At 64.1% G+C, this 13,665-nt stretch carries 11 protein-coding genes; 3 read left to right on the top strand and 8 right to left on the bottom strand.

Annotated elements, in window-relative coordinates:
- Window positions 1-2: 2 nt before the first annotated feature.
- The 3 genes from BUC24_RS10390 to wrbA are packed head-to-tail and all read right to left on the bottom strand — an operon-like array spanning window position 3 to window position 2,415.
- Entirely contained in the window at window positions 3-1,412 is a 1,410-nt protein-coding gene (locus tag BUC24_RS10390; protein WP_073215287.1) for an FAD-binding oxidoreductase, read from the bottom strand.
- Entirely contained in the window at window positions 1,409-1,804 is a 396-nt protein-coding gene (locus BUC24_RS10385; protein WP_073215284.1) for a DUF2069 domain-containing protein, read from the bottom strand. Before BUC24_RS10385 ends, BUC24_RS10390 begins: the two co-directional genes overlap by 4 nt.
- Entirely contained in the window at window positions 1,804-2,415 is a 612-nt protein-coding gene (wrbA, locus tag BUC24_RS10380; RefSeq protein WP_073219912.1) for an NAD(P)H:quinone oxidoreductase, read from the bottom strand. The genes BUC24_RS10385 and wrbA overlap by 1 nt, the downstream gene beginning before the upstream one ends.
- A gap of 62 nt (window positions 2,416-2,477) precedes the next feature.
- On the opposite strand from wrbA, the gene BUC24_RS10375 reads away from it, so the two are divergent.
- Window positions 2,478-3,830 (top strand): YihY family inner membrane protein, encoded by a 1,353-nt coding sequence (locus BUC24_RS10375; protein WP_229448162.1) that lies wholly within the window; start codon window positions 2,478-2,480, stop codon window positions 3,828-3,830.
- Between the two features lie 10 nt (window positions 3,831-3,840).
- Here the strand turns inward: BUC24_RS10375 and BUC24_RS10370 are convergent, their stop codons facing one another.
- The 3 genes from BUC24_RS10370 to BUC24_RS10360 are packed head-to-tail and all read right to left on the bottom strand — an operon-like array spanning window position 3,841 to window position 6,268.
- Complete coding sequence (locus BUC24_RS10370; protein ID WP_073215282.1) at window positions 3,841-4,146, bottom strand: Mpo1-like protein; 306 nt, start codon at window positions 4,144-4,146, stop codon at window positions 3,841-3,843.
- A 2-nt stretch (window positions 4,147-4,148) separates the two neighbouring features.
- Window positions 4,149-4,955, bottom strand: coding sequence for an alpha/beta fold hydrolase (locus BUC24_RS10365; RefSeq protein WP_073215279.1), 807 nt, complete (start codon window positions 4,953-4,955; stop codon window positions 4,149-4,151).
- A 2-nt stretch (window positions 4,956-4,957) separates the two neighbouring features.
- On the bottom strand, window positions 4,958-6,268 hold the full coding sequence (locus tag BUC24_RS10360; RefSeq protein WP_073215276.1) for an O-acetylhomoserine aminocarboxypropyltransferase: 1,311 nt from the start codon (window positions 6,266-6,268) through the stop codon (window positions 4,958-4,960).
- 220 nt (window positions 6,269-6,488) lie between these two features.
- Here BUC24_RS10360 and BUC24_RS10355 point away from each other — a divergent pair, with 220 nt between their 5' ends.
- The gene (locus tag BUC24_RS10355) at window positions 6,489-6,941 is read left to right on the top strand and encodes a CBS domain-containing protein (RefSeq protein WP_073215273.1); all 453 of its coding nucleotides are present in this window, start codon (window positions 6,489-6,491) and stop codon (window positions 6,939-6,941) included.
- 4 nt (window positions 6,942-6,945) lie between these two features.
- A complete protein-coding gene (locus BUC24_RS10350; protein ID WP_073215269.1) occupies window positions 6,946-7,818 on the top strand; it encodes a PhzF family phenazine biosynthesis protein in 873 nt (290 codons plus the stop codon).
- A 68-nt stretch (window positions 7,819-7,886) separates the two neighbouring features.
- Here BUC24_RS10350 and BUC24_RS10345 read toward each other — a convergent pair whose 3' ends face one another.
- Both BUC24_RS10345 and BUC24_RS10340 read right to left on the bottom strand, forming a co-directional pair.
- Window positions 7,887-10,295, bottom strand: coding sequence for a response regulator (locus BUC24_RS10345; protein ID WP_073215266.1), 2,409 nt, complete (start codon window positions 10,293-10,295; stop codon window positions 7,887-7,889).
- Window positions 10,296-10,425: 130 nt separating this feature from the next.
- Window positions 10,426-13,542, bottom strand: a complete 3,117-nt coding sequence (locus BUC24_RS10340) for a ligand-binding sensor domain-containing diguanylate cyclase (RefSeq protein ID WP_083598862.1) — start codon at window positions 13,540-13,542, stop codon at window positions 10,426-10,428.
- Window positions 13,543-13,665: the final 123 nt, after the last annotated feature.

The following is a 13,665-nucleotide window of genomic DNA, read 5'->3' as shown; positions in this document are numbered from 1 at the left end:
GTTCACAGGACTTTGCCAGGATTCATGATGCCGAGCGGGTCCAGTGCCGATTTGATCGCACGCATCATGTTCAGCTCGATCTCGGATTTATAGCGGATCAGCTCGTCTCGCTTGAGCATGCCGATGCCATGCTCGGCCGAAATCGAGCCGTTGAATGCAGCCACGCTGTCGTGCACGATGCGGTTGACCGCCTCCTGATGCAGCAGGAATGCGTCATGGCTGGCGCCCTCGGGGGGCGCCACGTTGTAATGCAGATTGCCATCGCCCAGATGCCCGAAGCACACCAGCTGGCAGCCCGGGAAGGCGGCCTCCAGCAGGGCGTCGGTGCTGCTAATGAAGTCGGCAATCCGGGAAATGGGCAGGGAAATATCGTGCTTGATGTTCTTGCCGGCGGCAGCCTGGGCCATCGAGATATGTTCGCGCACCTGCCACAAGCCACGCGCCTGCGCGACCGAGGTGGCCACCACTGCGTCGTCGGCCAGATCGCGTTCGAGCGCGTCGGCGATGGCGCTTTCCAGCAGTTCGACCGCATGCTCGCACGATTGGCTGCTCGACACTTCCACCAGCACGTACTGGCGGTGGCGCGCCGTAAAGGGTTTGGGCAAGGCCGGGAAATGGGTGGCCACCAGGCGCATGGCCAGGTCGGACATCAATTCAAAGCCGGTCAGGCTGGCACCGCAGCGCGCTTGCATCAGATGCAGCAAGTCCAGCGCGTGGCGCGGCGTATCGATGGCCACCATGGCGGCAAGTGCGGCGCGCGGCTGCGGGAACAGTTTTAGCACCGCCCCGGTGATCACGCCCAGCGTGCCTTCGGCGCCAATGAACAGGTCGCGCAGATCGTAGCCGGTATTGTCCTTGCGCAGGCCGCGCAAGCCGTCCCAGATGGCGCCCTGGGCGGTCACCACCTCCAGGCCCAGGCACAGCTCACGGGTATTCCCGTAGCGAAGTACGGCAGTGCCGCCCGCATTGGTCGACAAATTGCCGCCAATGGTGCAACTGCCTTCGGCTGCCAGGGACAGGGGGAACAGGCAATCCTCGGCCGCGGCCGCGTCCTGGATGGCTTGCAGAATACAGCCGGCATCGACCGTGATGGTGCGATTGACAGCGTCCAGCGAACGGATGCGGTTCAGGCGGCTGAGCGAGAGCACCACCGCGCTGGCACTGGCGTCGGGCACGCTGCCCAGCACCAGGCCAGTTCGTCCGCCTTGCGGCACCAGCGGCACGCGCCAGTCGGCGCAGGCCCGCACCAGGGCAGCGACCTGCTGCACGTCGGCCGGGCGCAGCACCGCCAGGGCGCTTCCGGTAAAGCGGCCGCGCCAATCGGTCAGGAAGGGCGCCATGTCGGTGGCGGCGGTCAGCACATGATCGGTGCCGGCAATGGCGCGGCAGCGGGCCAGGAAATCCATCGTCATTTGGCCGAATTGACCTTTTCGAGCAATTCTTTGGCGATGCGCTTGGCCGCCTTTTTATATGGACGCAGGTACAGCAGCGCGCACACGAAATAGACGCAGACCAGAACGATTTCGCCCCAGGCCATGATTTGCGAAATGGCGGCACGGTCGCTCCAGGCGCGTACCACGCCTTCGGTGAAGTACAGCAGGATCACCATGGACGACCACTGCAGGGTATAAATATCGCGCTTGATCACGCCGCCCAGGGGGATGAGCAGCGGCACCGCCTTCAGGGCCACCCACGACCAGCCCGGGTGCAGCGGCGCGACCACGGTTTCCCAGGCCACCAGCCAGACGATCAGCAGCACCAGACTGGCAATGGCCCCCATGTGAAAATATTTTGGCGCTTCCATCAGCGAGCTCCCTGCAGTCGCACTGCCGTTTCGGCTAGCCGTTTGCCCATGGCGATGGCCAGTTTTTTTTCATCGTCGCTGATGGGCTTGTTACCGTCGATGCCGGACCAGTGGGTGGGGCCGTAGGGGCTGCCGCCACTGGAGGTGGTCATCAGCGCCGGCTCGGTATAAGGCAAGCCCATCACCATCATGCCATGGTGCAGCAGCGGGATCATCATGGTGAGCAGGGTCGATTCCTGGCCGCCGTGCAGGCTGCCGGTGGAGGTGAACACGACGGCCGGCTTGCCCGACAAGGTACCGGACAGCCACTGCGCTGCCGTTCCATCAAGAAAGTATTTCATCGCAGCGGCCATGTTGCCAAAGCGGGTGGGCGAACCCAGCGCCAGGCCGGCGCAGTCGGCTAGGTCCTGCAGCTCGACATAGGGTGCGCCGGCCGACGGGATATCGGACTCGGTGGCCTCGGTCACGGTGGACACCGCAGGCACCGTGCGCAGGCGGGCATCGACCCCGGCCACGCTCTCGATGCCTTGGGCGATCAGTTCGGCCAGTTTGCGCGTGGCGCCATGGCGCGAGTAATACAAAACAAGAATAATCGGATTGGTTGGGTTCATCATTGGTATTATAGGGCGCTTTACAGGCCGACATCGCCACCCGGGCGCGTTTTTCAGACTTCATGCTTTCCAAAATTTCCCGTTCTACCAACCAGATGATCAACTCCAGCGTCGACGTCGTCCGTGGCCTCACGTGGAGCGAAGCGCGCGACCTGCTGTACTTTGCGCGCCGCCGCCTCACCGAAGAAAAGCTGCAGCAAGTGGCAGGCAGCCTGACGTTTACGACCATTCTGGCGCTGGTGCCCCTGTTGACGATCATTCTGGCCCTGTTTACGACGTTCCCGATCTTCAGCAACTTCCGCGCGTCGATGGATGCCTACTTCGTCCAGACCATGATGCCGAAGGGGATCGCCAACACCGTTGTCACCAACCTGACCCAGTTTGCCAGCAAGGCCAAAAGCCTGTCCGCAGTGGGCGCGGTGGCGCTGCTGTTTACCTCGGCGGCCATGATGGGGATGATCGAGCGCGCCTTCAACCAGATCTGGCGCGTCAAGCGGGTGCGCCCGCTGGGACAGCGCATCGTGATTTACTGGGCCCTGGTCACACTGGGACCATTGCTGTTCGGCTTGTCGATCTCGGCGTCGTCGCAGCTGTTTGTGGCTACCAGCGGGCTGGCCAAGGCGGTCCCGCTGGCCAGCGGCATCCTGTACACCTTCATTTCCGTGGCACTGACCACGGGTGGCTACACGCTGCTGTACATGGCTGTGCCGAACCGCCACGTCGACTGGCGCGACGCGGTCTGGGGCGGGGTGGTGGCAGCGATTGCATTCGAAATCGCCAAGCGCCTGTTTGCCATGTTCGTGCGCCAGTTCCCCACCTATGCAGTGATTTACGGCGCCCTGGCGGCGCTGCCGCTGTTCCTGCTGTGGATCTATCTGTCCTGGATGATCACCTTGATTGGCGCCCTGATCGCGGCCGCGCTGCCGGTGGTGAAGTACGAGCGCTGGTGGTATCGGCCGGTGCCAGGTGGCGCGTTTGTCGACGCCATGGCGATTCTGAAGGTCTTGCATGGCAGCGCGCAGGCAAACGACACGGCGCTGGTGTCGTCGGCGTCGATTCGCGCGCATACCCGTTTTGGCTACGACGAAATGACCACACTGCTGGAGAAAATGCTGCGCGTGGGCTGGGTGGGCCGCGTGCAGGAAGATGTGACGACCCGCTCGCGCTGGGGCAAGCGGGCGCGCGAAGGCGCGGACAACTGGGTCTTGCTGGTGAACGTGCACAAGCTGCGGCTGGCCGATGTGTACCGCCTGTTCGTGTTCAGCGGTACCGCCGCCGACGCGGCCAAGGCGCTTGATCTGGATGGCACGTCGCCGTTGACGCTCGATACCAGCGCGCTGGCGCGGCAGGTGGAGCAGGCCGTTGAAGGCGGGCTGGATCAGACGCTGGCAGACCACTTTGGGGTGGCTGCTTAAGCTGATTACCTCACCAGCTCAGCTTACCCGTCAGCATCTGCCAGTACATGACCCAGTCGGCGCGAAACGACAGCAGCGGCTGGGCGAAGGAAGCAGGGCGGTTCTTTTCGTAGACGAAGTGGCCAATCCAGGCGCCGCCATAGCCAGACACCAGCGCCGCCACGATCCACCAGGCGTTTCCAGTCGCGACCAGGGCTGCCAGGCAGGCCAGGGCGCCGCTGCTGCCGATGAAGTGCGTGCGGCGGCAAATGCGGTTGGCATGCTGGGTCAGGTAAAACGGATAGAATTCGCTGAAGCTGGTATAGCGCTCAGTCATGGCTAACTCCCGGTGGCAAAGGCAAACAAGGCGTCGAGCACGGCGTCGGGCTGCTCGGCCATCATCTGGTGTCCGGCCGCGACCTGCACCACCTTGCCGTGGCTGATGGCCGCCGTCAGGGTTTTGGTCGAACGCGGTGGCGTCATCATGTCCAGACTGCCGAACAGGAACAGCACCGGACAGCGTACTGCCTGCGCGGCCTGTTCACCATTGGCATACGCATTGCAGGCGTAGAAATCGGTGAAGAACAGCTGCGCGGGATTGCGTTGCGACATACGCTGCATCAAGCGGCGCGCGCCCCCCATGGTGGAAAAGCCGGGGCCCGGGCACGACGGTTTTTGCGCCATCGACGAGTGCGAAAAGATGTTGACCATGTCGATTGCGGCTTGTTCGTCGTCACGCGCGCTGGCAAGCAGCGCGTCCGATACTTTCATCGGGTAGGTGGTGCCCACCAATGCCATTCGGGTGACGCGATCCGGCGCGCGCTGCGATGCTTCCAGCGCGATCAGGGAACCCATGCTGTGGCCGATCATCATGGCCTTGTCCACGCCAGCAGCGTCCATCAGGGCCAGCACCCAGTCGGCCATGTCCTCGACGCTTTGTTTTGCCGCGCCCTGGCTGCGGCCATGGCCGGGCAGGTCAAGCGCCAGCACGTTAAAGCCATGGTGGGCAAAATAGCGGGTTTGCAGGGCCCAGACCGAATGGTCGTTCTGGGCACCGTGAATGAAGATGGCGCTGGGGCGGGCAGGATCGAAGGCTTTGCCGCCGGTATAGAAATACGCTGCCTGGTCTTGTACGGTCACGATCATGCTCAGGCTCCCTTCTGCGACAGCTTCAGGCCGCGCGCCAGGTCGTCGATCAGATCGTCCACGTTTTCCAGTCCAACCGACAGGCGCATCGTCCCTTCGGTAATGCCGGACTTGGCCAGCTGCTCGACCGGGACCCGGAAATGGGTGGTGGAGGCGGGATGGATCACCAGCGACTTGGCGTCGCCCACATTGGCCAGGTGAGAAAACACCTTGAGTCCATCGACAAAGCGGCGTCCGGCAGCGCGGTCGCCCTTCAGGCTGAACGAGAAAACGGCCCCGCAACCCTTTGGCAGCAGGCGTTTGGCCAGTGCATAATCGGGATGCGATTCCAGCTCCGGATAGGAGACCGATTCAACTGCCGGATGCGTCAGCAGAAACTCCACCACCTTGCGCGTGTTGGCCACGTGGCGCTCCATGCGCAAGCCCAGTGTTTCGATCCCTTGCAGGATGGCGAAGGCATTGTGCGGGCTCATGATGGCGCCGAAATCGCGCAAGCCCTCGCGCCGCGCGCGCAGCGAAAACGCGCCCACGGTCGATTCTTCTGCAAACACCATCCCATGGAAGCCGTCATACGGCTCGCATAATTCGGCAAAGCGCCCGCTCTGGTCGTACGCGGCTTGCCAGTCAAAGGTGCCGCCATCCACCAGCAGCCCGCCAATGGCGGTGCCGTGCCCGCACAGGAATTTGGTGGCTGAGTGGAACACCAGGTCAGCGCCGTGTTCGAAGGGACGCAGCAGGTAGGGCGTGGTGAAGGTGGAGTCGACCATCAGGGGCAGGTGGGCAGCGTGGGCGATGTCGGCCACGGCACCGATGTCCAGCACGTCCAGCCCCGGGTTGCCCAGCGTTTCAGCGAACAGCACCTTGGTATTCGGGCGGATCGCGGCGCGCCAGGCAGCATGGTCGCGCGGATCGACAAAGGTGGTCTCGACGCCAAAACGCTTGAGCGTGTAGCCCAGCAGATTTTGCGAGCCGCCGTAAAGAGCGCGCGAGGCCACGATGTGCGAGCCGGCGCCGGCAATGGTGGCCAGGCCCAGGAACATGGCGGCCTGGCCGCTGGCGGTGGCAATGCCCGCCACGCCGCCTTCTAAGGCGGCAATGCGCTCTTCCAGTACCGCGTTGGTGGGGTTCGAAATGCGCGAATACACGTGGCCAGCGCGCTCCATGTTGAACAGCGCGGCGGCGTGATCGGAATCCTTGAACGCGAAGGACGAGGTGAAATAAACAGGGGTAGCGCGTGCGCCGGTGGCCGGATCTGGCGTGGCGCCGGCATGCAGCGACATGGTGTCGAAGCCGGGGTATCGAGGACCGCTCATGGTGGACTCATCTGGTTGAAATGGGATGGCGCGAATCGTAGCATGCCCGTACCGCACAGAAGAATGGTTTCCTGGCTAAAATAGCGTGGAAGTCGATCGATCATCCCGCTAAAGTTTGATTCGTCGCAATGCTGGATTTTTCGCCAAGCTTACGCTACATTCGGAGCTAAGGCTTATAAAAACAACTCACCATATACCTCATCAGACAAGGGCGGCCACCATGAAAGTCTCGGAAATTCTGCAAGTCAAGGGCAACATCCTGTACACCGCCACTCCGGACATGCCGCTGGTCGAGGCCGTCAACACCATGGCCGAAAAAGACATCGGTTCGCTGGTGGTGATGGAATTTGGCGATCTGGTGGGCATGCTGACCTTCCGCGAAGTGATCAAGGTCCTGCATAAAAACGGTGGCGCCATCGGCACCGACACAGTGCGCAAGCATATGGACGACCATCCGATCACGGTCACCCCCGATACCGAAGTGAACGAAGTGCGGCGCATGATGCTGGAAAAGCACGCGCGCTATCTGCCGGTCATGAATGCGCGCACCTTGCTCGGTGTGATTTCCTTCTACGACGTGGCGCGTGCCATGCTGGAAGCGCAAAACTTCGAAAACCGCATGCTCAAGGCTTACATCCGCGACTGGCCAGCCGAAGCGTCGCAGGAAGAATAAGCGCATGCTGGTGCAACGCCGATTCAAGCAGGTCGACGTCTTCACCAGCGTGCCACTGCTGGGCAATCCGCTGGCCGTCGTGCTCGATGCGGATGGCCTGTCCGAAGCGCAGATGCATGCGCTGGCGCGCTGGACCAATTTATCCGAAACCACCTTTGTGCTGGCGCCGACCTCGCCGTTGGCTGATTATCGGGTGCGTATCTTTTCGCCCGGTGCCGAATTTGCCTTTGCCGGCCATCCCACCCTTGGCACCGCGCACGCGCTGCTGGAAGCGGGCTTGCGTCCCAAAACACCAGGGCAGCTGATCCAGGAGTGTGGCGTTGGCCTGGTGCCGATCGATCTGGGCGAGGGCGGCGCGCTTGCCTTCCATTCGCCCGAGGCGCAATTGCAGGCCTTGCATCCCAGTCTGTTTCCTGCGCTGTCGAGCACCCTGAACAGCGAGCAAATCTGTTTTGAGCCGCCACCGCTGATCGCCACCATGGGCATCGGCTGGCTGGTGGTGCGCATGAAAAGTGCGCAAGCCTGCCTGGACGCGCGGGTGGACGCAGCCGGTCTGAGCGCATTTTTGCGCCAGGGCGTGGTGGGCATCGCCATGTACGGCAAGCATGATGTGGGCGGTCCTGCCGATTACGAAGTGCGGGCCCTCTTCACCAAGCAAGGCCAGCTGGCCGAAGACCCGGTCACGGGCAGCGCCAATGCCTGCATCGCCCGCGTGCTGCAAGCACAAGGCTTCCCCGACGGCAACACCAGTGGCTACCGTGCGCGGCAGGGCACGCTCTTGCAGTGTGACGGCCGGATCGCGGTGCACTACCGCGCAGGCGCGCCGTGGATCGGCGGGCACTGCGTCACCGTCATCGACGGCAGCATCGCTCTTTAATTCCCCGAAAAAAATCGCAATCGCTGTCCCAATTCCAGCGCCTGAAGGCAGCGCCGGGATGGGACAGATCAGGCGGGGCGGCCTTCGCGCAGGAAGCGCTGGATGTGGGACAGCATGACGTCGTCGGCGTAGGGCTTGCCGAGCAGCACGTCGACGCCGGCTTCCTTGGCCTTGGGGCCGTAGCTCTCTTCGGCACTGATCATGATCACGGGGATGTGCTTGAGCGTGGGACTGGAGCGGATGTGCGCTGTCAGTTCGAAGCCGTTCATGCCTGGCATTTCGACGTCGGTGATCAAAATGTCCGGCATACGCTCGGTGATCTGGCGCACGGCGTCCAGGCCATCTTCGGCCTGCTGCACCTGGAACTGGTTGTTGGTCAGGAAGCGGTTGGTCTTCACGCGCACCACCTTGGAGTCGTCGGCGATCATCACCACGGTGTCGGCCGCTGCTTTCTGTACCGGCGCCGCTGGCTTCGGTGGCACGGCGCCCGATTCTTTGACCGCGCGCACGGCTGCCACGCGGTCGGCTTCGGCCTGGGCGCGTTCGGCTTCTTCGCGCGCCGCTTCGGCAGCAATGCGCTTCGCTTCCACCCGCGCTTTGCCGGCCGCGACAACGCGCTCGGCCTCGATGCGCATGGCTTCAGCGGCAGCGTGGCGTTCGGCGATGACGCGCGCCGCTTCTTCGGCCGCCAGGCGTTCTTCCTCTGCCTTTTTGGCGTCGGCCACGGCTTTGCGCTCGGCGGCGATGCGGGCAATTTCTTCGGCTTCGCGTTTTTCGACGTTGCGCCGCGCCTCGTGTTCGTCGGCGATGCGCTTCGCCTCCAGACGTGCTTCTTCTTTCTGGGCCAGGCGGCGTGCTTCGACGCGGGCCGCTTCCTCCGCCGCCAAACGCTCGCGCTCAAGCTGCTCGGCACGTTCTTCGGCCAGGCGCTGCTGTTCGATGCGCGCGGCTTCTTCGGCAGCCAGACGCGCCGCTTCCACCCGCGCCGCTTCTTCGGCGGCCACCCGCGCCGCTTCCACGCGCGCGGCTTCTTCCTGGGCCAGTCGTTCGGCTTCGATGCGGGCCGCTTCCAGCGCCGCCAGGCGTTCTGCTTCGATCCGCGCCGCTTCCAGCGCCGCCAGCCGTTCGGCTTCGAGCCGTGCCGCTTCAGCGGCAGCGGCACGTTCGGCTTCAATCCGGGCCGCTTCTGCCCGCGCCGCTTCCTCGGCGGCCAGACGCTCGGCCTCGACGCGCGCCGCTTCCAGGCGCGCTTGTTCGATGGCCGCCAGGCGTTCGGCTTCGATGCGGGCCGCCTCGGCCTGCGCGGCCTGTTCGGCCGCCAGTCGTTCGCCTTCCACGCGCGCCGCTTCCACGCGCGCGGCTTCCTGCTCGGCCAATTGGGCCGCTTCCTGCTCGGCTTTCAGGCGCGCTTCTTCGGCCGCGGCGATGCGTTCGGCCTCGATGCGCTGCGCCAGTTCGGCGGCCACGCGCATCGCTTCCAGACGTGCTGCTTCGAGCGCGGCGGCCCGTTCGGCTGCCACGCGCGCCGCTTCTTCAGCAGCGATGCGTTCTTCTTCCAGGCGCTGCGCTTCTTTTTCGGCAGCGGGGCGCTCGGCCTCGAGCCGGCTTGCTTCGCGTTCGGCCACGCTGGTCGCTTCACGCTGGGCGGCTTCGGCAGCCGCGGCCTGGGCACTGGCGATGCGTTCTGCTTCGTCTTCGGCAGCCTGGGCGGCTGCGCGTTTTTGCGCCGCCATGCGGGCCAGTTCGGCGTGGTGGGCTGCCGACACACGCTCCGCTTCTGCGCGGGCAGTTGCTTCAGCGATGGCGCGCTGGGCTTCCAGGCGCGCTGCTTCTTCTTCAATCTGGCGCCGTTCTGCGATGCGGGCGGCGGCTTGCTCGGCCAGCATCTTGGTGTGCAGGCGTTCGGCTTCTTCGGCGGCCACGCGCTGTTCTTCGTCGCGCAGGGCCTGATCGTCGGCGATGGTCTTGGCGTCGGTGTTTTCCAGGCGGGCGACGTCGCGCGCGCGGCGGCGCAGTTCCGCTTCAGCGGCAGCCGCTTCGGCTGCAGCCTTCTTTTCGGCGGCCACCCGGGCGGTGTGCGCTTCGGCCACGCGGCGCGTTTCGGCGCGCTCGGCTTCGGCTTCGGCAGCGATGCGCTCGGCTTCTGCGCGCGCGGCCATGTGGGCGGCAATACGCTCGTCTTCGGCGCGGAAGATGACGGCCGGGTCCAGCATGGACTGGATGTCCATCAAGGTGCTGGTGCCGGCACGGGTGGCGGCAGCGTCCATTTCGTCGGCGGCCGAGCGCAGCTTGTGCAGGCGGTCTTCCTGCATCTGGTCGATGGTGGCCGGGTCGAGCGGGGCCCCTTCATCGATCATGAAGTGGGTGCTTGGGGCGCGTGCCTGTTCCGGCGGGCGGCGGCGCCCGCGCAGCATGATAAAGGCGACCGCCACGACCAGGATCAGGACGACAAAAAATGCAATTTCTTCAAGTAACACGCGGACGACTCCGTCTGGGCGCCATCGACAGGCGAGAGGTTGTTTGTAGTGCGACAGACGCACATACGAATCTTACACTACCGCAATAGGGAACGTGTTGCTCATTTGCAATGGAAGCAAGCTTTCGGGGTTATCCTGCAACGTCGTCGGCTTCTTCCAGGGCTGCGGCGTGTTGTGCAGACAGCTCATCACCCGAGCTGATCAGGACGACGCGGCCAGTATCGATCATGATCTGGGCACCCAGATGCAGTTTTTCGATCAGTTCGGCGAAATCGACATTCGGCTGTGGCCGCAGCGCCGACCAGCCGTTGCGGCCGTTGGCCTTGGTCCAGTACAGGGCAGCGTCAGCCAGTTCGACCAATTGCTCCCAGCCGACCGATTGCTGGCCGTTCAGATACAGGCCGCTCTCGGCCAGGCCGATCGAGCAGGTCAGCGAGATATGCACACCATCGCCCAGGTCGAAGGAGTGCTCTTCCACGGCGCGCCGGATGCGCTCGCCCAGTACAGGCACGAACTGGCGCGTGCTGGGGCGGCACACGAGCAGGAATTCTTCGCCACCCCAGCGTACCAGGTAGTCGCCCGTGCGTACCTGGCGCCGCAGCACTTCCGACACTTGCTGCAGGACCCGGTCGCCGGCCTTGTGACCGTGGGTATCGTTGACTTTCTTGAAGTGGTCGATATCGACCAGCGCAAACAGCAGCGTGTTCTCCTGGCCGCCACCCTTGCGCCGGGTTTCGCGCTCGTAGAACGCCAGGTCGGCGGGAATCTGGTTGCTCAGGTAGCGGCGATTGTGCAGGCCGGTCAGCGGGTCGGTCTGGCTGGCCAGTTCCAGTGCCAGATTGGCAACGTGCAGCTGCTGGGTGCGCTCGGCGACCTGCTGTTCGAGTTCGGCGCGCTGACGCTCGTGCTTGCGCCGCTGCAGGCGGTAGCCGCCATACACGGTGCCGAGCAGGGCAGCGGCGATCAGGCCGACGAACCAGCCGGTCTCCCAGAACAAGGGGGCGATGCTGAAATCGAGTTTGGCCGGTGACTTGTTCCACACGTCGGCATTGTTGCTGGCCTTGATCTCGAAGGTGTAACTGCCAGCTGGCAGGTTGGTGTAATTGACCGAACGCGAGGCGCCGGCGGCCAGCTCGCGCCAATCCTTGTCGTAGCCGTGCAGGCGGTAGCGCAGCACCACGCTGGCTGGATCCTGGAACGACAGGGCGGTGAATTCGAAGGCCAGGTCGCGCGCGTCGCTAGGCAGTTTGAGGTTCTGGCCAGGCCGCACATCCTGCCATTTTTCGTGCACGCGCAGGCGCTCGATCACGGCGGTGGGCGCGGTCATGTTCTTGGCCACGCCCAGGGTGTCGAGGGTGACCACGCCGTCGCGGCTGGGCAGCCAGAGCACGCCGGCACTGTCCATGAAGCCCTTGGAATTGCCGGCGCCATTGCAGCAGTAACCCTGTTCGCCGCTGCGGCGGTCGCCACGCTCGTTGAGGATCATTTCAGCGTAGGCGGTTTTGGCGGTGCCGTTTTGCACCTGGCGCATTTCGGACAAGGTGGCGCGCGTGATGCCACGGATGCCAGCCTCCCACAGGAAGCCCGCATTGTCTTCGGCCATGAAGAAGGCGGTGTTGGGCGGGAAGCCGTCGGCGCGGCTGAAACGCTGCCAGCTGCGACCGTTGTATAAATAGGTGTCTTCGGCCAGGGTGCTGATGACGAGCGAGCCGTCGGCCAGTTCCAGGACGGACGTGACGTCCATCTTGGGCCGCAAGCCTTGTTCGAGCCCGAGCAGCACAAAGCGCTCGCCGCGTTTTTCGTACAAGCCGTCCTGGGTGGCAACGAGCAGGCGGCCGTCCTTGAGCTCACGGATCTGGCGCACGCGGATGTCGGCCAGGCCCGCTTCTTTGGCGTAGTGCGTGAGCTGTTCGCCCACCAGGTGGAACAAGCCTTCGCTGGTGGGAATCCAGACGCTGTTGTCCCTGGCGCGCACAATGCCGTTGATCTGGGCGTTGGCCATGGGCGCAAACACGGACGGTGTTTCGATCTTGCCGCCACGGTAGAGCACCAGGCCGCGCCGCGTACCGACCCAGATGCGGTCGTCCTCGGCCAGCAGATTGTAGGCATGGGGGTGGGGCAGTTGCTCGCCGCGCAGCACCTGGCTGAAGCGGCCAGCCTGAAACACCGACAAGCCGTCGTTGGTGCCGACCCAGGTGCGACCATCCGGCGCGCGCGCCACTGACCACACGATCGGCTCGGTCAATCCCTCCGCCCCGGACAGGCGCCGGGTCGAGCCATTCCACATGCGCACCAGGCCTACCCACTGGCTGCCGAACCATAGATTGCGCTCGCGGTCTTCGAAGGCGGCGATGATGCCCTTGACGGCAGTGGGATTTTTTTCGGGGACCACCTCGGCCAACACCCCATCGCGCAAGCGCGCCACGCCGGCATTGCTGCTGACCCACAGACTGCGGTCGCTGTCCTGGAATAGCATGTTAATCGGCGAATTCTGGATCACCGGATCGGTGGTGGCAGGCAGCCACTGTTCGCCGCTGCGCACCAGCAGGCCGACGCTGGTGCCAGCCCAGATTTTGCCCTGGGCTTCGGCCAGGCGCGTAACCATGCCTTGACGCAGCTGCTCGGGCAGCGCCAGCACGGTCGTCGTGCTGCCCTGCAGGCGCGTGACGGCGCCCAGGGTGCCCACGTAAATGCCGTCGGCGCTCTTGAGCAGCGACGTGGCCGGCGCCGGACTGCCCGGCCGCAGCACCAGCTTGCCGCCACTGACGTCAAACACACCATTGTTGGTGGCGGCCACGATCCGGCCTTCGTCCTCGACCAGGGCGTTGATGTCGAGCGCGGGGAACTGGGCCTGGTCGGCAATGGGAATGGTGCGGAACTGGCCGTTTTCAAACACGGCCAGTCCTTTGTAAGTGCCAATCCAGACGCGCCCGGCGCTGTCAGCCAGCAGCGAGCGGGCCAGCACGCCGGGCAGCTCGGGATTGGTTTCCGGCGAATAGATGGTAAAGCGCACGCCGTCAAAGCGGGCCACGCCAGCCTGGGTGGCAACCCAGATGTAGCCTTGCTGATCCTGGACGATGGCGCCGACGCTAATTTGCGGCAAACCATGCTGAATTGACCAGATGTTGCGCACGTAATGGTGGAAGGCCTTGCCCGGGTCCAGCGCATGGGCCGGCAAGCAGATGCCACAGGCGGCAGCGCACAGCAATACGCAGCTTACAAGACGCGAAATGGAAAGCCTGCTCATTGCCAATTTCCCAGAGTGGCCGCTATGGGCCGAGATGAGCAACAATCCTACCTGAGTAGGGCCGCTGGCAGCGCACAGCCCGCCAAATTGTTGCCCTCAAACCACAGGAATTGGCGAAAAGCC

The organism is Massilia sp. CF038, assembly GCF_900129765.1.
Lineage (GTDB): Bacteria > Pseudomonadota > Gammaproteobacteria > Burkholderiales > Burkholderiaceae_D > Telluria_A.
The sequence above is the reverse complement of the archived record's forward strand: the minus strand, read 5'-3'. Positions and strand labels throughout refer to the sequence as shown.

Bases quoted from the DNA above. Each gene is read 5' to 3' on its own strand.
- BUC24_RS10390 (WP_073215287.1), bottom strand. From the start codon at position 1,412: ATGACGATGGATTTCCTGGCCCGCTGCCGCGCCATTGCCGGCACCGAT.
- BUC24_RS10385 (WP_073215284.1), bottom strand. From the start codon at position 1,804: ATGGAAGCGCCAAAATATTTTCACATGGGGGCCATTGCCAGTCTGGTG.
- wrbA (WP_073219912.1), bottom strand. From the start codon at position 2,415: ATGAACCCAACCAATCCGATTATTCTTGTTTTGTATTACTCGCGCCAT.
- BUC24_RS10375 (WP_229448162.1), top strand. From the start codon at position 2,478: ATGCTTTCCAAAATTTCCCGTTCTACCAACCAGATGATCAACTCCAGC.
- BUC24_RS10370 (WP_073215282.1), bottom strand. From the start codon at position 4,146: ATGACTGAGCGCTATACCAGCTTCAGCGAATTCTATCCGTTTTACCTG.
- BUC24_RS10365 (WP_073215279.1), bottom strand. From the start codon at position 4,955: ATGATCGTGACCGTACAAGACCAGGCAGCGTATTTCTATACCGGCGGC.
- BUC24_RS10360 (WP_073215276.1), bottom strand. From the start codon at position 6,268: ATGAGCGGTCCTCGATACCCCGGCTTCGACACCATGTCGCTGCATGCC.
- BUC24_RS10355 (WP_073215273.1), top strand. From the start codon at position 6,489: ATGAAAGTCTCGGAAATTCTGCAAGTCAAGGGCAACATCCTGTACACC.
- BUC24_RS10350 (WP_073215269.1), top strand. From the start codon at position 6,946: ATGCTGGTGCAACGCCGATTCAAGCAGGTCGACGTCTTCACCAGCGTG.
- BUC24_RS10340 (WP_083598862.1), bottom strand. From the start codon at position 13,542: ATGAGCAGGCTTTCCATTTCGCGTCTTGTAAGCTGCGTATTGCTGTGC.